This is a genomic window from Mycolicibacterium stellerae, from assembly GCF_003719305.1.
GTDB classification, from domain to species: domain Bacteria; phylum Actinomycetota; class Actinomycetes; order Mycobacteriales; family Mycobacteriaceae; genus Mycobacterium; species Mycobacterium stellerae.
The window spans coordinates 364,348-380,513 of record NZ_RARC01000001.1 but is presented as its reverse complement, the minus strand read 5'-3'; the positions used below and the strand labels follow the sequence as shown (position 1 = coordinate 380,513).

Here is a 16,166-nt window from a genome sequence, read left to right as displayed (position 1 = left end):
CACATGCTGGGCGCTGCGCTGCGATTTGCCGTCGGGACGGCCACCGTCGCGGCGAGCGGCTGGGTGTTGCGGGCGCTGCAGGGCTCTCCGAGGGCCGTCGGCGCGCGGCCCGATGAGATCTGGCCGGTGGCCCGGCGCTCGCCCAACTACCAGGACGGCGTGTTCGTCAACGTCGATCCGGCGTCGTCGATCAGCCTGGACCGGGAGCAGCAGCGCATGCTCCTCTGGGAGTTGGTCGGCTCGCGCGACTCGGCGCGGCCGGGTAAACCCATCCCGCTGGCGGTGCCGCCGAAGGTCCAGACCACCCCGGTTGACCTCGCGGCCAGCTGGTACGGGCACTCCTCGGCGCTGATCGAGGTCGACGGCTACCGGGTGCTGACCGATCCGGTGTGGAGCAAGCGCTGCTCGCCGTCCCGCACGGTCGGGCCTGAACGGATGCACGAGGTGCCGGTTCCTCTGCAGGCGCTTCCTGCGTTGGATGCGGTGATCATCAGCCACGACCACTACGACCACCTCGACATGGACACGATCGTCGCGTTGGCGCACAGTCAGCGCGCGCCGTTCGTGGTGCCGTTGGGGGTCGGAGCGCACCTGCGCAAGTGGCGAATTCCCGACAATCGCATCGTCGAACTCGACTGGCACGAGAGCCATCAAATCGGTGATCTGACGCTGGTGTGCACTCCGGCCCGGCATTTCTCCGGGCGGCTGCTCACCCGCAACACCACACTGTGGGCGTCATGGGTGATCATCGGCCCGCGACATCGGGCGTTCTTCGGCGGCGATACCGGCTATACGAAGAGCTTCGCCGAGATCGGCATGGATCACGGGCCGTTCGACGTGTCGCTGCTGCCGGTAGGCGCCTACCACCCCGCATGGCCGGACATTCACATGAACCCCGAAGAAGCCGTGCGGGCCCACCTCGACATCGCCGAAGCCGGAAAGGGGCTGTTGCTGCCGATCCACTGGGCCACGTTTCGGCTCGCGCCGCACCCGTGGGCCGAGCCCATCGAACGGCTGCTTGCCGCGGCTGATCCGGCGGGCGTCGAGGTGGTGGTGCCGAGGCCAGGCGAACGCATCGACCCGACGGCACCCAGCGCGCCGTCTGCGTTCGACCCGTGGTGGCAGCGATAACCGGCTAGCGTGCTGGCTGTGATCAGAGGCAGCGTCTTGTGCATGCGACTAATCGCTTCCGCCGCCGCGATATCGGTGTTGGCAGCCTGCGATTCCGGATCGGCCGGCGAGTCGAAACCGTCCGCCGAAGAACCCAAGCCGACGCTGTCCGATGTGCTGCCGCCGCTGGTGCCCGGTGTTCCGCTGCCGGAGAACGCCGTCGAGAACGCCGTCGCCAAGCTGGACGGAATCGCCGACGAGCTGATGCGCAAGACCGGTATACCCGGTATGGCGGTCGCGGTGGTGCACGGTGGGAAAACGATCTACGCCAAGGGTTTTGGTGTCAGGGACGTCAAAGCGGGCAAGAAGGTGGATCCCGACACCGTGTTCCAGTTGGCATCGGTGTCCAAGTCGATCTCATCGACCGTCGTGGCCCACCAGGTGGGCGTGAAGGCGATCGGATGGGACACCGCGATCGTGTCGAAGCTGCCGTGGTTCGCGCTCTCCGATCCCGCGGTCACCAAGATGGTCAACGTCGGTGACCTGTTCTCCCACCGGTCCGGGCTGCCCGACCACGCGGGCGACATGCTGGAGGACCTCGGGTATGACCGCCGCTACGTGCTCGACCGACTCCGCGATCAACCGCTGGACCCGTTCCGAATCTCGTATGCCTACACCAACTTCGGGTTGACGGCCGGTGCCGAGGCGGTGGCTGCAAGCGCGGGCAAGTCATGGGAGGACCTCGCCGACGAGGCGGTGCTGAAGCCGCTGGGGATGTCGACGGCGAGTTTCCGGTTCTCCGACTTCGAGGCGAGGCCGAATCGCGCCATCGGCCATATCCACATCGACGGCTCCTATGAGCCGCTCTACACGCGCGACGCGCAGCCCGAGGCGCCCGCAGGCGGTGCCAGCGCATCGGTGAGTGACGTGGCGCGCTGGCTGGCGATGGTTCTCGGCAACGGTACTTACGAGGGAAGGCAGATTGTGCACCCCGAGGCGTTGCTGCCGGCGATCTCACCGCAGATCGTCTCGAGCCCGCCGTCGGAGCCCGCGATGCGGTCGGGGTTCTACGGCTACGGCTTCAACGTGTCCACCACATCGGCCGGACGCACGCAGTTCAGCCATTCGGGCGGCTTCGAATTGGGGGCGGGCACCAACTTCGTCATCCTCCCGTCGGCCGACGTGGCGATCGTCGCGTTGACCAACGGCACAGCATCCGGTGTGCCAGAAGCGCTCAACGCTCAGTTCGCCGATCTCGTGCAGTTCGGCGAGGTGCGCGAGGACTGGTTCAACCTGTACCAACAACTGCTCCTGCCGGACGAGCAGCCCGTCGGCTCGTTGGTCGGCAAGAAGCCACCGGCGAACCCTTCTCCATCCGCGCCGCTGTCGTCTTATGTCGGCACGTACAACAACGCGTACTGGGGGCCGGCACGGGTCAGCAGGAAAGACGGCAATCTGCAGCTCGAGCTGGGCTCAAAACTCAAGGTGCCGCTGATCAATTGGGATGGGAACGTCTTCACCTACGACTGGGTCAGCGAGAACTCCCCACCGGGATCGATCGGCAAGGCCACCTTCGACGGGAACAAGTTGACGCTGGAGTACTACGACGAAATGGGCAAGGGGACATTCACCCGATGACCGGATCCGAGGTCGCCGGCAGCGCGGCTGCGGCCGTCGTCGCCGCCGGGCTGTCCGACGCCGAAGTCGCTGCGCGGGTCGCCGAGGGCAAGACCAACGACGTCCCGACGCGGGCGGCGCGCAGCGTCTCCGAGATCGTGCGCGCCAACGTGTTCACCCGGATCAACGCGATCCTCGGCGTGCTGCTGATCATCGTGCTGTCGACGGGGTCGATCATCAACGGCGCCTTCGGGCTGCTGATCATCGCCAACAGCGCGATCGGCATCATCCAGGAACTGCGTGCCAAACAGACCCTGGACAAGCTTGCGATCGTCGGGCAGGCGAAACCGTTGGTGCGCAGGCAATCCGGAACAGAGGCGCGACTGCCCAGCGACGTGGTGCTCGACGACATCATCGAGCTCGGGCCGGGGGACCAGATCGTCGTTGACGGCGACATCGTCGAGGAGAACAACCTCGAAGTCGACGAGTCTCTGCTCACCGGTGAGGCCGACCCCATCGACAAGGACGCGGGCGACCCGGTGATGTCGGGCAGTTTCGTGGTGTCCGGCAGTGGCGCGTACCGCGCCACCAAGGTCGGCCGGGAGGCCTATGCCGCGCGGCTGGCCGAGGAAGCCAGCAAGTTCACCCTGGTGAAATCCGAACTGCGCACCGGGATCAACACGATCCTGCAGTTCATCACCTACCTGCTGGTGCCCGCCGGACTGCTGATCATCTACACACAGCTTTTCACCACCGACGCGGGCTGGCAGGAATCGGTGCTGCGCATGGTCGGCGCCCTCGTTCCGATGGTGCCCGAGGGCCTGGTGCTGATGACCTCGGTCGCGTTCGCCGTCGGCGTTATTCGGCTTGGCCGGCGGCAGTGTCTGGTCAACGAGCTGCCCGCGATCGAGGGTCTGGCCCGCGTCGACGTGGTGTGCGCCGACAAGACCGGCACGCTGACCGAAAACGGTATGCGGGTATCGGATCTGCAGCGGCTGGACGAGGGTGACGTCGGAAACGTGCTGGCACAGTTGGCCGTCGACGACCCGCGCCCGAACGCCAGCATGCAGGCGATCGGCGAGGCGTACAAGATGCCGCCGGGCTGGACGGCGACCGCGACGGCACCGTTCAAGTCGGCGACGAAGTGGAGCGGAACCTCCTACGGCGACAACGGCAACTGGGTGATCGGAGCACCGGACGTGCTGCTCGGCCCGGCGACGCCGGCCGCCGAACAAGCCGAACAGATCGGCAGCCAGGGCCTGCGGGTGCTGCTGCTGGGGTCGAGTGATCTACCGGTCGACGATGCCGACGCGCCTGGCACCGTGACACCGGTGGCGTTGGTGGTGCTCGAGCAGCGGATCAGGCCCGACGCTCGTGACACCCTTGATTACTTTGCCTCGCAGAAGGTTTCGATCAAGGTCATCTCCGGGGACAACGCGGTTTCGGTGGGTGCGGTCGCTGGTTCGCTCGGCCTCGATGGCGAGACGATGGATGCCCGCGAGCTGCCGGACGACGCGGAGCAGCTTGCCGACACGCTGGAGGAGTGCACCACCTTCGGCCGGGTGCGGCCCGACCAGAAGCGGGCCATGGTGCATGCGTTGCAGTCCCGAGGGCACACGGTCGCGATGACCGGCGACGGCGTCAACGACGTGCTGGCGCTCAAGGACGCCGACATCGGCGTCGCGATGGGCGCGGGCAGCGCGGCATCACGGGCCGTGGCCCAGATTGTGTTGTTGGACAACAAGTTCGCGACGCTGCCATTCGTCGTCGCCGAGGGCCGCCGGGTCATCGGCAACATCGAGCGGGTGTCCAACCTGTTCCTCACCAAGACCGTGTACTCGGTGCTGCTGGCGATGCTGGTCGGCTTTGCGGGGCTGGCGTCGAAATTCTTCGGGTCGGCCCCGTTGCCGTTCCCGTTTCAGCCGATTCACGTCACGATCGCGGCCTGGTTCACCATCGGCATTCCGGCGTTTGTGCTGTCGCTGGCACCCAACAGCGAGCGGGCGTATCCGGGCTTCGTGCGCCGGGTGATGACGTCGGCGCTTCCGTCCGGGCTCGTGGTCGGCATCGCCACGTTCGTGTCGTATCTCGTTGCGTATGAGGGGCGCGGGGCCACCGAAACGCAGCAGACGCAGGCTTCGACGGCGGCGCTGATCACGTTGCTGGTGACAGCGGTGTGGGTGCTGGCGGTGGTGGCAAGGCCCTACGAGTGGTGGCGGGTGGTGTTGGTCGCCGTCTCCGGGCTGGCATATGTCGTGATTTTCTCAATTCCCCTAGCTCAGAAGATGTTCATGCTGGATCCGTCGAACCTCGCGGTGACCTCGATTGCGCTGGGCATCGGCGTCGTCGGGGCGGCCGTCATCGAGGTTCTGTGGTGGGTTCAGGGTGCCCTCACCGGGAGCGGCCGACGGCTCTGGAGGTAGCTGACGGCTCCTCGCACGAGCGCTCGTCGGCGCTGTAGGGTGAGCCCATGGGATTTCTAGACAAGGTCAAGGGCGTCGTATCGAAGAACGCCGACAAGGTGGAGACCGCGATCGACAAGGCTGGCGACATCGTCGACAAGAAGACTCAAGGTAAATACACCAGCCAGGTCGACAAGGTGCAGGACGCCGCGAAGAAGGCTGTCGACAAGACGGATCCGCAAACGCCCTGACACATGGCGAAACTGTCTGTCTCCGTTGATGTTCCACTGCCGCCAGAGCAGGCATGGGAATGCGCCTCGGATCTGTCGCGCTACAAGGAGTGGCTGACCATTCACCGGGTTTGGCGCAGCAAGCTGCCCGAGACCCTGGAAAAGGGGGCGGTCGTCGAGTCGATCGTCGAGGTGAAGGGCATGCCGAACCGGATCAAGTGGACCATCGTCCACTTCAAACCGTCGGAGGCCATGACGCTGAACGGCGAAGGTGTCGGCGGCGTCAAGGTCAAGCTGATGGGGAAGGTCAAGCCGGCCGCTAACGGGTCGACGGTCACCTTCGACGTCCATCTCGGCGGCCCCGCGTTGTTCGGCCCGATCGGCATGGTGGTCGCCGCGGCGCTGAAGGGCGACATCCGCGATTCGCTGAACAGGTTCAGGAGCACCTTCGCCCCGGCCTGACGGGCTACACCAGTCAGCGATTTCGACGTGACTGGTTGCGCGCAGCGCAACTGATCACGCCCGAGTCGCATGGGAGGATGCACTGATGGCCGGCGAAAAGTATGACTACGGTATCGATTTCGACGCCGTCGACGCGATCGACATCCACACCCACGTCGAGGCCGACGACCATGGCCACCACGCATACGACGACGAGCTGATCACGGCGACCAAGCAATACTTCAAGCTGGACTCCGAGCCGACCACTGTCGACTCCGTCGCCGAGTACTACCGGCAGCGCAACACCGCGGCTGTGGTGTTCACCATCGACTCGCAGACGGTGTCGGGCCGTCCGCCCAACTCCGTCGAGAACCTGATCGAAGGCGCGGCGCGAAACAACGACGTGCTGATCCCGTTCGGCACCGTCGACCCGCTGACCGGCGAGGAGGCCGTGCAGGGGGTGCAGCGCCAGGTCGAACTGGGCGTCAAGGGCTTCAAGTTCCATCCCAGCCTGCAGGGCTTCGAGCCCAACGACCGCGCCTACTATCCGATCTACTCCGCGATCGCCGATGCGGGCGTGCCCGCGCTGTTCCACACCGGCCAGACCGGCATCGGGTCCGGACTGCCGGGCGGTCACGGCGTCAAGCTGCGGTACTCCGACCCGATGCTTCTCGACGATGTCGCCGCCGATTTTCCGGAGCTGACGATCGTGATGGCGCATCCGGCGGTGCCGTGGGTAGACGCGCAGATCTCGATCGCCACGCACAAGGCGAACGTGTACATCGACCTGTCCGGCTGGTCGCCCAAGTACTTCCCGCCGCAGCTGGTCCGCGCGGCCAACCGTCAGCTGAGCACCAAGGTCCTGTTCGGGACGGACTACCCGTACATCGAGGTGGACCGGTGGCGTCGCGACTTCGAGGCGCTGGACATGAAGCCCGAGGTGCTGCCGCTGATCTTCAAGGAGAACGCCCTGCGGGTCCTCGGCGTCACCGCCTAGCGTTCCCACCGCCTTAGCGCGAGCAGCGTTCCCAGCGCGAGCAGACGCATATGTACCCGAAACGCGCGTGAAATGGGTACTTTTGCGTCTGCTCGGCGGGAAAGGTGACCCGCATTTCCGACGGTTACCCTGTCGCGGGGGCCATGTCGCCTGCGCTCTGTCCCTTGCGCAGGGTGTCCAGCAGTTCCCGGTACGGCCCCACCAGGTAGGCCGTATCGCCCGCGCTGAGCTTGTCGCCGCGCCTCGGGTGCAACCGGGCGGCGGTGCCGGGTCGGGTGACGGCGATGACGCGCGTCTGAGTGGGTATGTCGGTCATGTGGATGCCGTCGAGTGCACTGCCGAGCTTCACGTATACGCCGCCGACCATGAACGATCCCTGTCCCACCGAGAACGTGCCGAACACCTGCAGGCCCATCGCCGCCCCGATGAACCAGGGCGCGGCGAGTTCGACAGTTGAGCGCACATTGTCGAACGTGAACCGGTTTGCAACCGCAGCGCCCAGCGCGCGATCGTAGACCCGCAGGACGGTGGGCACGTGAGGACGGTTGACGCCGGGCGTCGTTCGCGACGCGAGCATCTCGTGCAGCACGATCCCCGCCTCGATGTTCACCATGTCGTCCTGAGTCAGCACCGCGATGGCGCTGGCTTCCTCGACGCGCGCCGACTCGAGCGTCTGGCGAAGGGTGGCGTCGCCGAAGATCACCGGAACGCCGAGTTCGCCTGCCGCCGCAAGGTAGCGGCTGTCCTCGTTGCGTTCGATGGCCACCACGTCGTGCCCGGCCGCCTTGAGGTCGCCCGCCACGCGGATCCCGAACGAACCGAGGCCGACGACGACGATGTGGTGGTGCATGTGCCTGACTTGCCTGCGTCCGGCCGAACGCGCCAACCGGCGCGACAACAGCAGGTCGGCGATGAACGCAACGAGGATCGCCGTCGTGGTGACGCCCGCGAACATCAGCCCGATTCCCCAAATCCGCAGCCACAACGGCTGATCGATGAAGCTGAAGTCGCCGTAGCCGACCGTGGCGATGGTCTCGGTGCTGAAGTACAGCGCGTCGATCCAGTTCATCCCTGGCGGATGTTGGTAGGTGAAGCGCAGCAGCACCGTCGAACCGAGGAGCAGAGTCATCGACACCGCCAGTGCGCGGTAGAACATCGGGTTGATGTCGTCGCGCAGCGTGCGAACGGCGTCGGTCACCCGCTGCAACGGTGACCGGCGGGCCCTGACGCGGGGCAGGGGTTTCGGAAGGGCAATGCCCTGGGCGGCGAGCTCGTCGGCGGTGCCGATCATCGCGGTCCAGTCGCCCCGGCGGACGGAGAAGTCGCGTCCAGGGCAGACCACGACGCCCCCCGGCTCGTCCGAACTCTCGCCGTAGATCACCGCCACCGGTGCCAGATCGCCGTACATCTCGCGCAGGGTGGCGTCGCGCGGCGCATCCGTTCCTGACACGACGAAGTCGATGCCCGCCGCCGAAATCACGTGCGTGGAACGGGACAGGCACGCCTCGACGACCGACGGTGCGGCCAGGTCGGCGACGTCGAGGATGGCCCCCGGTCCGCTGTCCTGTGCCATCGCCTCGCGAAGAACTGTATTGGCGAGGCGGGCGACGACCCGCACGTCGGAATTGGCTTGCCGTGCCAGCAGTGCCATTTCGAGGTTGAGCGCGTCGTCATCGTCGACGCACACCACCGCGCCTGCTTCGAGGATCCCCGCCCCGGCCAGGCCTTTCGGGTCCTGCAGCGTCACGACATGCACACCGGCCGTCGTGAGCTCCTCGACGATCCGCATTGCCAGCGCGTCGTCACCGCAGACAATGATGTGGCCCGTCATGCGAGCACGTTACTTCGGAAAACGGCGCCGCGAGGGGTGAAGATGGGTCATGCCCAACAGCGCGAGGACCTACATCAAGGCATGCATCAACGGCGCACGCACCCCCGACCAGCACCCGAATCTGCCGGTCACCCCCGCGCAGCTCGCGGCTGCGGCCGTGGCCGCGCACGAGGCGGGAGCACGGGCGGTGCATATGCACCCCAAGACCCCCGACGGCGTCGACTCGCTGCAACCCGACGTCGTGGGGGCGGCGGTGGAGGCGGTGCGGCATGCCGCCCCTGGCCTGCCGCTAGGGGTGACGACCGGCTTCTGGGCGCTGTCGGATCCTGACGAGCGGCTGCGCACGGTGCAAGCGTGGACGGTGCTGCCCGACTTCGCGTCGGTGAACTGGCACGAGCCGGGGTCTGAGCCGTTGGCTCATCTGCTGCTGAAGATGGGACTCGGCGTAGAGGTGGGCATCTTCCACGCCGAAGCGGCCGCTTCGTGGGCTGCCTCGGAGATCGCCGCGCACTGTATGCGGGTGATGGTCGAACTCGGTCCTGACGCCGACACCGCCACCGCCGACGATGTCCTCGGCGACGTATTGGCCGCCGGATCGTCCGCCCCGGTGCTGCTGCACGGCCTCGACCAAAGTTGTTGGCCTCTGCTGGAACACGCGGGCGCGCGTGGTCTGCAGGTTCGGATCGGGATGGAGGACACCGTGCTGCTGCCCGACGGCACAACTGCCCCCGACAACGCGGCGCTGGTGGCCGCGGCGGTGCAGTTGCTCAATCGGTAGGAGCGGCCAGCGCAAAGTCGGCGAAGTCGAATCCGGGCACCACGACACAGCTGACCAGCGACGGCTCGTCGTCGCGCGGGCAGGCCCGCTGCCAGTGCCCGGCGGGCACAACCAGCTGCGGGCTCTCGCCCGCGTTGATGTCGCCGCCGAGCAAATGCGTTGCGGCACTGGCATGTTCGGCTCCGAATTCCAGTAGCAGCGGGCTGCCCCGATGGTAGAGCCACAGTTCTGTGCTGCGCACGGTGTGCCAGGCCGACTGCTGGCCGGGCATGAGCAGAAAGAGGATCGCGGTCCCTGCGCTTCGCGAACCGGCGTAGTCCGGCGGCAGCGCGGACTGGGGTGTCGTGAGTGCACTGCGCCACGTTTCCCGGAACCAGCCACCCTCTGGGTGGGGGGACAGGTCGAGCCGCCGCGCCCAATCGGGAAGTTCGCTCATCGCATTACCGCCATCAATGTCGTCTGAAAGACCCACACTAGAGACGATGTCGAATGAAGCGGCGCCGATTGTGCTGATCCACGGACTGTGGTTGTCGGTCGATAGCTGGCGGGGGTGGGTCGAAAGGTACCGATCCGCAGGCCACGTCGTGCACGCGCCCGACTGGCCGACTGATCCCGGAATCGGATTGGTCGAAGCCACCGAGCACTTCGATGCGTTCGTCGCGTCCCTGCCCGACGCCCCGATCATCATCGGACACTCGATGGGTGGGTTGATCACCCAGTTGCTGCTCGACCGCGGACTTGGACGCGCGGGGGTTGCGATTCAGCCGTCGAAGCCGCGCGGCGTACTGCGGGCCCCGTTGTCGATGTGGCGTTCGGCATGGCCGTGGCTGCGCGATCCACGCAACCGGGGGAAAGCCGTGCCGATCAGCGCGGCACATTTTCATTACGCCTTCGCCAACACGATCTCGCGGGCCTGCTCCGATCGATGGCACTCCGAGCTGGCGATACCGGCTCCCGGCGCTGCGCTGTTCGACGTGTCCACCGCCGACCTCCTACCGAAGTCGAGGGCGGCCAGTGCGGTCGACTTCGCGAACGCCGACCGCGCACCGCTGCTGCTGATCGCGGGTGACCGTGACCACCTGATGCCGGCGTCGGTGGTCTACGAGAACTTCAATCGCTACCGGCGTTCGTCGGCGCCGACGGACTTCAAGGTCTTCCGCGGCAGCCCGCACCTCATCACGGTGCTGGACGGCTGGGAAGACGTGGCGGATCACGCGCTGAGCTGGACGGCGGTGCACACCCGATAGTCTCAACACATGGTTCGACTGAGCCCGGGCTGGCTGGTCGCGTTCTGCGCCGCGATCCTCGCGGTGGCGGTGTGGCTGCCGTGGCTGACCACCCGTGCGGCGGGTGGTGGTCACGCCAACGCGGTCGGCGGTGTGGTCGGAAACCTGTCGTTGCCGCCGCATTTCAGTGCGGGTCAGCTCATCGCGTTGTTGGCTTCGGCGCTGATCGTCGCAGGCGCGATGGCGGCGCGTGGCTTGTCGGCCCGGGTGGCATCCTCTGCGGCGCTGGCGATCTCGGTGTTGATCGCCGTTCTGACGATGTGGTACTACCGGCTGTATGTACAGGCCCCGGTGTCGGCGGGCTATGGCTTCTACATCGGTGCGGTCGTGACGGGCTTTGCGATTGTGTTGTCGGTGTGGGCGATGGTGGCGGCGTGGGCGGCTGGCGGGCGGCGATCATGAGTGGCTTCGTCGAGCCGGTGAGGTTGGCCGGTGAGCGCTGGGTATCGCTGGAACCCCTTAGCCGTGAGCATGTCCCGGAGATCGCGGCGGCGGCGGCCGACGGTGACGTCGGCAGCCTGTGGTTCACGGGTGCGCCGTCTCCGCAGACCGCCTCGCAATGGGTGGACATGCGACTCGCTCTGCAGAGGCCCGACACCGGGTTGACCTTCGTGGTGCGCCGATTCGACGGCGCGCTGATCGGCTCGTCGAGCTACCTGAACGTCGACGCGCCCAACCGTCGACTCGAAATCGGGAATACCTGGTATGGCGCATCGGCGCGGCGCAGCGGCGTCAACACCGAGACCAAGCTACTGATGCTGGGCCACGCCTTCGACGTATTGAATTGTGTGGCAGTGGAATTCCGCACGCACTTTTTCAATTTCGCCAGCCGCACAGCGATCGAGCGACTCGGCGCGAAGCTCGACGGGATCCTGCGCAGCCATCAGCTGGTGCCCGACGGGACGCGGCGGGACACCGTGGTCTACTCGATTCTGGACGTCGAATGGCCGACTGTCCGTACGCATCTGCGGTTCCGGTTGGACCGCAACGCGTAGGTGGGCCGAGATTGCGGGCAGATCGCGAGATCGTGCCGATCCGCGATCCGCCCGCAGTTTCGAGGTGTGTTTACTCGGCGTCGACCGTGGTCGGAATGCTCTTCTGGTCTCCGCCGTGGGCGATGTCGATCTTGCGCGGCTTGGCGCGTTCTGCCATCGGGATCGTGACGGTCAGCACGCCGTTCTCGTAGGTCGCGGAGATCGCGGCCGAGTCGATGCCTTCACCGAGCGAGAGTTGCCGCCGATAGCTGCCGAAGAAGCGCTCGTTGGTCAGCCATTGGACGGAGTCGTCGCTGCGGGCGGTGCGATGCGCCGAGATCGTCAGCGTGCCGTTGTCCACGTCGACGTCGACCGAGCCCGGATCGACGCCGGGCAGATCGGCCGTCAGGACGTAGTGGTCGTCGAGCTTGCACAGGTCCATCGGCATGAACCTGGGTGCGCGATTTGATCCGGTCTGGCTGGTCAGCAAGCCCCGGGTCAGAACATCAAGGTCACTGAACGGATCAAAACGAAGCACAGTAATTCACCTCCTATAGCGACTCAGAAGCCCGCCACCCCGGCGGGCAGCCAATCACTGTGCACCGCCGATATTAGCACTCTCACCCCGAGAGTGCTAGACCGAAACTGCTGACAGATCGTGTTTTGACGCGAATTCACGATCTCCCAGCAGGCTCGAAGAGTGGGTCACACGGCTAGGCCGCCGAGATGTCGGCTCCGCGCAGCGGCCGGGTGCACTTGTCGCAGGTCATGACGGCGGAAAACCGCCCGCCGCATGCCGTGTGTGTCAGCTCCACCGCCGGACCCTCTGGCGCGGGGAACCATCGCTGGGCCCACTGCAGCGCGGATATCAGCACCGGGAAGAGGGCGCGGCCCTTCTCGGTGAGGCGGTACCGGTTGTCCGTGCCGACCAGTACCCCGTTCGCCACAAAAATCCCGAGGCGGTCGGCTATCGAGCCCGGCGGGGCGTTGAGCTGTGTCTGAAAGTCGGTGAACCGGCTGACGCCGACGAATGCCGCGACCAGAATCGCGAACGCCCACCGATTGCCGAGCACGGTCATCGTCTGCGGGAAAAGCCCGGCCTGGCTCGTCGCCGACCGTCGCCGGGTCACCGCCGCAGGGATCGATCGCGGCCACGAACCGCTCGGGCCCCACTGCGCGACAACATCTTTCTCGCTGACGGGTTCGCTGCACGAACCGCAGGCGACCACCGGAGCAAAGGTCTCGTCGCAGACGGCGTGGTGCATGAGGGGCAATGGGTCCGGGTGTTCCGGCACCCAGAGGCATTCCCAGCTCCAGATCGACACCAGCATCGGCCACAACGAACGACTTCGCGCAGTGGTCAGATACTCGGAGCGCGGCGGGTTCGTCTGGTAGACCCGACGCTTCAACAACTCGTTTTCCGCAAGTGACCGAAGTCGACTGGACAACACCGAGTGTGAGATCGGCAGCCGGGTCTGGAAATCGCCGTACCGGGTGGCGCCCATGAGCGCTTGCTGCAACACCAGCAGCGTCCACTCGTCGCCAAGCAGCCCGAGCATGTGGGCGACGGCGTTGGGCTCGCGCTGCGCCACCTAAAGCCCGATTGCGGCGGGCGCGTCGTCGACCTGATGCCAGCGCCGCAGTGCCGATCCGTCCGCCCACGTCGAGTGGGTTCCGCTCGAGATCCGTTCCGGCAAAAGCAGTTTGCACACCGGGCCGTCGCCCACCCTTGCGGCGTCGAACACCAGGCAGTAGGACGCGTCGTCGTTCATGTCGGTGGTCAGGGTCACCAGATAGCCGTCGTCCTCCGCTGGCACCGCTCCGCCGGCGACCCTTGACCGCGGCGCCATCGCGGTCTCGCTGCCGAAGACGCCGTCGTCGAACGCAAACCGCTCCTCGGAGCCGGTGCGAAGATCGTGTTTGACCAGTCCGTCGAACAGGAACCAGCCGGGCTTTCCCGTCGCGGCGTAGGTATAGCGGTAGTCGAGACCGCCGTAGGCGGAGTTGATCATGCCGAACTCGGTGATGCTCTCGGTCAGCTGCTCTTCGGTCGTGGCGCCGGTGACCAGGTTGAAGCGCCACCGCCGCAGTCGGGTCTGCAGCCGGTCGAGAGCGAGGAACCGGAACGCCTTCTCCTTGGGGGCACCTCCCGCTTGCGGGGGACTGTCACCTGTGAGGCTGTCCACCGGCGCGGGGTCGCCCTCGTAGAAGCCGTCGAGCACGATCTCGTCGCCGACCTCGTAGGCGTTGGTGAAGTGCAGCACGAACGTCGGGTCGGCCTCGAACCATCTGATGTCCTGCGGGCCGCCGCGGCGCGGGATGACCGCGAACCGGGACGGCATATCCGGGTGGAATCCGGGCAGATGGATGTTGGCCTCGAGCAGCTTTGGATCCCAGAACAACGGAAAGTCGTTGAGAATCGCGTAATTCGGCGTGAAGGCCATATCGTGTGGCAGCCGCGGGCCCGGCAGCGGGATATCGGTGAGGTGTGCCAGATTGTTGTCGGCGTCGACCACGCCGTAGCGCATGTACGGGGCCTGCTTGCTGTAGCTGAAGAACAACAGTTCGCCGGTGGCGTCGTCGACCTTGGGGTGTGCGGAGACGCCCCAGTCGACCGGGAAGCCGCCGTTGAAGTCTTCCTTGCCAAGGGTTTCGGCGGTGAACGGGTTGACGCGGTAGAGATCGCCGCACTGGTAGAAACTGGTCAGCGCGGTACCGCGGTGCACGGTGACGTCGGTGCTCGACGCGTCCTTCATCAGCGTGCGCGCACCCCAGCCGTAGTCGCGCCTGGCGACCTGCACGGGCTCGGCCAGCCCGGGCCACAGTGCGCCACCGGCTTCGTCTTCGGCCGCCAGCCCGTCGGTCCGGACGAATCGGTTGCGGTAGAACGCTTTTCCGTCCCGGAACCCGACGATGTGGATCATGCCGTCGCCGTCGAACGGATGGTAGAACTTCAGCGACGGATGCAAAGGGTTCTCGGTGTTGCGCAGATACACCCCGTCGAGATCGCGCGGAATCTCACCCTCGACGGCGGTGAGATCGTCGGCATCCCACTCCGTGGTCTGCGGCCGCCACGGGCCGGTGCGGTAGGGATGGTCATCGTCTTCGGGCAGCGTCGACAGGAACTTGCCGACCACCTCAACATCCATCAGAACTCCTTTGCCGATCCGACGACGAAACTCACCGTTGTTGCGGTGCTCCCGCCGAAGTTCAACGTGCCGAACGTCTTTGCCCCGTCGATTTGATACTCGCCGGCAGCGCCACTGACCTGTTTGGCGGCATCGAGGAGCATCCGGACACCCGATGCGCCAACGGGGTGGCCGCCGCCGATGAGCCCGCCGCTGGGGTTGATCGGCAGCGCCCCGCCGATCTCGATCTCGCCGTTCTCGACGGCCTTCCACGACTCGCCGGGGCCGGTGAGCCCGATGTGGTCGATGGCGAGGTATTCGCTCGGTGTGAAGCAGTCGTGCACCTCGAAACCATCGACGTCGTCGAGGGTCACGTTGGCGCGGTCGAACGCGTCGAGCACCGCACCGCGCACGTGTGGCAGAACGTAGGGCTGGTCTGCGGAGCGGTCGAGCTTCTGCTGCAGGCCCAGCCCCACGGTGCGGTGCCCCCAGCCGTCGATCCGCCCGATCGGACGGGCACCGGGGTGCTCGCGCAGGTAGTCATCGGTGACAAGGACGAGGCCCGCGGCGCCGTCGGTCATCTGGCTGCAGTCGAAGCGGCGCAGCCTGCCGTCGATGACGGGGTTGAGCTCATCGTCGAGATTGCCGAGGTCGGAGTCTGCGTCGCGTCCGGCCCGCAGGTCGGGGACGGTCCAACCGCGGGTCTGGGCGTTGGGGTTCAATCGTGCGTTGGCGAAGTTCAATTGCGCGATCGCGCGCAGGTGGGTTTCGTCGAGGCCGTACCGCTTGTCGTATTCGTCGGCGACGCGGGCGAACTGGTTCGGCCACATGAACTTTGCGTCGGCGCCCTCGTGCCCGATCCAGGCCGCGGCACCGAGGTGTTCGGCGGCGGTGTCGCCGGGCACGGTCTTCTCCAATTCGATGCCGACCACCAAGGCGGTCTCATATGCACCGGACCGCAGATCGGCGATCGCGGCCAGGGTGGCGACGCTGCCGGACGCGCACGCCGCCTCGTGCCGCGACGACGGTGTGTCCCACAGCCCTTCGTGCACGGTCGCGGGCATCGCCCCGAGGTGCGCCTGACGTGCGAACAGCTCACCGAACGCGTTGGCAACGTGCACGACGCCGATCGCGTCGGCGTCGACGCTCGCGGCGGTGAGGGTGGCCTCGACCACTTCGCGGGTCAGGTCGGCGAAATCGAGGCCTTCGCGGGTCAAATTTCGGCTGAAGTCGCTTTGGTAGCCGCCGAGGATCCAGACACTTGTGGAGCTGCCCATGAGCGGACGATACTACAACTAACAGAGTGACTGGAGGGCGTTGGCGATCAGAGAGAAACGGGCGGCCCCGCCGGCTCGTAGTCTGAACCGACGAG

At 66.3% G+C, this 16,166-nt stretch carries 16 protein-coding genes; 10 read left to right on the top strand and 6 right to left on the bottom strand.

The genetic code is table 11. From position 1 onward, the window contains the following. Nucleotides 1–3 precede the first annotated feature (3 nt). From D6M19_RS01835 to D6M19_RS01810, 6 genes are all read left to right on the top strand, one after another. Nucleotides 4–1,131, top strand: coding sequence for an MBL fold metallo-hydrolase (locus tag D6M19_RS01835; RefSeq protein ID WP_123023434.1), 1,128 nt, complete (start codon nucleotides 4–6; stop codon nucleotides 1,129–1,131). A 42-nt stretch (nucleotides 1,132–1,173) separates the two neighbouring features. Next, the gene (locus tag D6M19_RS01830; protein ID WP_123023640.1) at nucleotides 1,174–2,748 is read left to right on the top strand and encodes a serine hydrolase; all 1,575 of its coding nucleotides are present in this window, start codon (nucleotides 1,174–1,176) and stop codon (nucleotides 2,746–2,748) included. Continuing rightward, nucleotides 2,745–5,150, top strand: coding sequence for a cation-translocating P-type ATPase (locus D6M19_RS01825; RefSeq protein WP_123023433.1), 2,406 nt, complete (start codon nucleotides 2,745–2,747; stop codon nucleotides 5,148–5,150). The genes D6M19_RS01830 and D6M19_RS01825 overlap by 4 nt, the downstream gene beginning before the upstream one ends. A gap of 47 nt (nucleotides 5,151–5,197) precedes the next feature. Continuing rightward, nucleotides 5,198–5,380: an antitoxin gene (locus D6M19_RS01820; protein ID WP_123023432.1), complete on the top strand. Its 183-nt coding sequence runs from the start codon at nucleotides 5,198–5,200 to the stop codon at nucleotides 5,378–5,380. Nucleotides 5,381–5,383: 3 nt separating this feature from the next. Continuing rightward, the gene (locus D6M19_RS01815) at nucleotides 5,384–5,821 is read left to right on the top strand and encodes a type II toxin-antitoxin system Rv0910 family toxin (protein ID WP_123023431.1); all 438 of its coding nucleotides are present in this window, start codon (nucleotides 5,384–5,386) and stop codon (nucleotides 5,819–5,821) included. Between the two features lie 85 nt (nucleotides 5,822–5,906). Further along, the gene (locus D6M19_RS01810; protein ID WP_123023430.1) at nucleotides 5,907–6,797 is read left to right on the top strand and encodes an amidohydrolase family protein; all 891 of its coding nucleotides are present in this window, start codon (nucleotides 5,907–5,909) and stop codon (nucleotides 6,795–6,797) included. Nucleotides 6,798–6,921: 124 nt separating this feature from the next. Here the strand turns inward: D6M19_RS01810 and D6M19_RS01805 are convergent, their stop codons facing one another. Continuing rightward, nucleotides 6,922–8,628: an NAD-binding protein gene (locus tag D6M19_RS01805; protein ID WP_123023429.1), complete on the bottom strand. Its 1,707-nt coding sequence runs from the start codon at nucleotides 8,626–8,628 to the stop codon at nucleotides 6,922–6,924. Nucleotides 8,629–8,677: 49 nt separating this feature from the next. On the opposite strand from D6M19_RS01805, the gene D6M19_RS01800 reads away from it, so the two are divergent. Continuing rightward, the gene (locus D6M19_RS01800) at nucleotides 8,678–9,406 is read left to right on the top strand and encodes a 3-keto-5-aminohexanoate cleavage protein (RefSeq protein ID WP_123023428.1); all 729 of its coding nucleotides are present in this window, start codon (nucleotides 8,678–8,680) and stop codon (nucleotides 9,404–9,406) included. Here the strand turns inward: D6M19_RS01800 and D6M19_RS01795 are convergent. Further along, nucleotides 9,396–9,842, bottom strand: a complete 447-nt coding sequence (locus D6M19_RS01795; protein WP_123023427.1) for a cupin domain-containing protein — start codon at nucleotides 9,840–9,842, stop codon at nucleotides 9,396–9,398. The genes D6M19_RS01800 and D6M19_RS01795 overlap by 11 nt on opposite strands. A 46-nt stretch (nucleotides 9,843–9,888) precedes the next feature. Here D6M19_RS01795 and D6M19_RS01790 point away from each other — a divergent pair, with 46 nt between their 5' ends. From D6M19_RS01790 to D6M19_RS01780, 3 genes are read left to right on the top strand one after another with little or no spacing between them, the layout of a single operon-like run. Then, a complete protein-coding gene (locus D6M19_RS01790) occupies nucleotides 9,889–10,653 on the top strand; it encodes an alpha/beta hydrolase (protein ID WP_123023426.1) in 765 nt (254 codons plus the stop codon). Between the two features lie 9 nt (nucleotides 10,654–10,662). Beyond that, nucleotides 10,663–11,094 carry a hypothetical protein gene (locus tag D6M19_RS01785; RefSeq protein ID WP_123023425.1) on the top strand — a complete coding sequence of 144 codons (432 nt, stop codon included), beginning with the start codon at nucleotides 10,663–10,665 and terminating at the stop codon, nucleotides 11,092–11,094. Then, the gene (locus D6M19_RS01780; protein WP_123023639.1) at nucleotides 11,091–11,687 is read left to right on the top strand and encodes a GNAT family N-acetyltransferase; all 597 of its coding nucleotides are present in this window, start codon (nucleotides 11,091–11,093) and stop codon (nucleotides 11,685–11,687) included. The genes D6M19_RS01785 and D6M19_RS01780 overlap by 4 nt, the downstream gene beginning before the upstream one ends. 70 nt (nucleotides 11,688–11,757) lie before the next feature. On the opposite strand, the gene D6M19_RS01775 is transcribed toward D6M19_RS01780, so the two are convergent. From D6M19_RS01775 to D6M19_RS01760, 4 genes are all read right to left on the bottom strand, one after another. Next, complete coding sequence (locus D6M19_RS01775) at nucleotides 11,758–12,204, bottom strand: Hsp20/alpha crystallin family protein (RefSeq protein WP_123023424.1); 447 nt, start codon at nucleotides 12,202–12,204, stop codon at nucleotides 11,758–11,760. A gap of 175 nt (nucleotides 12,205–12,379) precedes the next feature. Next, the gene (locus D6M19_RS01770) at nucleotides 12,380–13,225 is read right to left on the bottom strand and encodes a winged helix-turn-helix transcriptional regulator (RefSeq protein WP_123023638.1); all 846 of its coding nucleotides are present in this window, start codon (nucleotides 13,223–13,225) and stop codon (nucleotides 12,380–12,382) included. 33 nt (nucleotides 13,226–13,258) lie between these two features. Further along, nucleotides 13,259–14,815, bottom strand: coding sequence for a carotenoid oxygenase family protein (locus tag D6M19_RS01765; RefSeq protein WP_123023423.1), 1,557 nt, complete (start codon nucleotides 14,813–14,815; stop codon nucleotides 13,259–13,261). Next, on the bottom strand, nucleotides 14,815–16,071 hold the full coding sequence (locus D6M19_RS01760; RefSeq protein WP_123023422.1) for an acetyl-CoA acetyltransferase: 1,257 nt from the start codon (nucleotides 16,069–16,071) through the stop codon (nucleotides 14,815–14,817). The genes D6M19_RS01765 and D6M19_RS01760 overlap by 1 nt, the downstream gene beginning before the upstream one ends. Nucleotides 16,072–16,166 lie beyond the last annotated feature (95 nt).

What these genes read in the sequence shown, in the direction of transcription:
- D6M19_RS01835 (WP_123023434.1), top strand. Translation starts at nt 4, where the DNA reads ATGCTGGGCGCTGCGCTGCGATTTGCCGTCGGGACGGCCACCGTCGCG.
- D6M19_RS01830 (WP_123023640.1), top strand. Translation starts at nt 1,174, where the DNA reads ATGCGACTAATCGCTTCCGCCGCCGCGATATCGGTGTTGGCAGCCTGC.
- D6M19_RS01825 (WP_123023433.1), top strand. Translation starts at nt 2,745, where the DNA reads ATGACCGGATCCGAGGTCGCCGGCAGCGCGGCTGCGGCCGTCGTCGCC.
- D6M19_RS01820 (WP_123023432.1), top strand. Translation starts at nt 5,198, where the DNA reads ATGGGATTTCTAGACAAGGTCAAGGGCGTCGTATCGAAGAACGCCGAC.
- D6M19_RS01815 (WP_123023431.1), top strand. Translation starts at nt 5,384, where the DNA reads ATGGCGAAACTGTCTGTCTCCGTTGATGTTCCACTGCCGCCAGAGCAG.
- D6M19_RS01810 (WP_123023430.1), top strand. Translation starts at nt 5,907, where the DNA reads ATGGCCGGCGAAAAGTATGACTACGGTATCGATTTCGACGCCGTCGAC.
- D6M19_RS01805 (WP_123023429.1), bottom strand. Translation starts at nt 8,628, where the DNA reads ATGACGGGCCACATCATTGTCTGCGGTGACGACGCGCTGGCAATGCGG.
- D6M19_RS01800 (WP_123023428.1), top strand. Translation starts at nt 8,678, where the DNA reads ATGCCCAACAGCGCGAGGACCTACATCAAGGCATGCATCAACGGCGCA.
- D6M19_RS01795 (WP_123023427.1), bottom strand. Translation starts at nt 9,842, where the DNA reads ATGAGCGAACTTCCCGATTGGGCGCGGCGGCTCGACCTGTCCCCCCAC.
- D6M19_RS01790 (WP_123023426.1), top strand. Translation starts at nt 9,889, where the DNA reads ATGTCGAATGAAGCGGCGCCGATTGTGCTGATCCACGGACTGTGGTTG.
- D6M19_RS01785 (WP_123023425.1), top strand. Translation starts at nt 10,663, where the DNA reads ATGGTTCGACTGAGCCCGGGCTGGCTGGTCGCGTTCTGCGCCGCGATC.
- D6M19_RS01780 (WP_123023639.1), top strand. Translation starts at nt 11,091, where the DNA reads ATGAGTGGCTTCGTCGAGCCGGTGAGGTTGGCCGGTGAGCGCTGGGTA.
- D6M19_RS01770 (WP_123023638.1), bottom strand. Translation starts at nt 13,225, where the DNA reads ATGCTCGGGCTGCTTGGCGACGAGTGGACGCTGCTGGTGTTGCAGCAA.
- D6M19_RS01765 (WP_123023423.1), bottom strand. Translation starts at nt 14,815, where the DNA reads ATGGATGTTGAGGTGGTCGGCAAGTTCCTGTCGACGCTGCCCGAAGAC.
- D6M19_RS01760 (WP_123023422.1), bottom strand. Translation starts at nt 16,071, where the DNA reads ATGGGCAGCTCCACAAGTGTCTGGATCCTCGGCGGCTACCAAAGCGAC.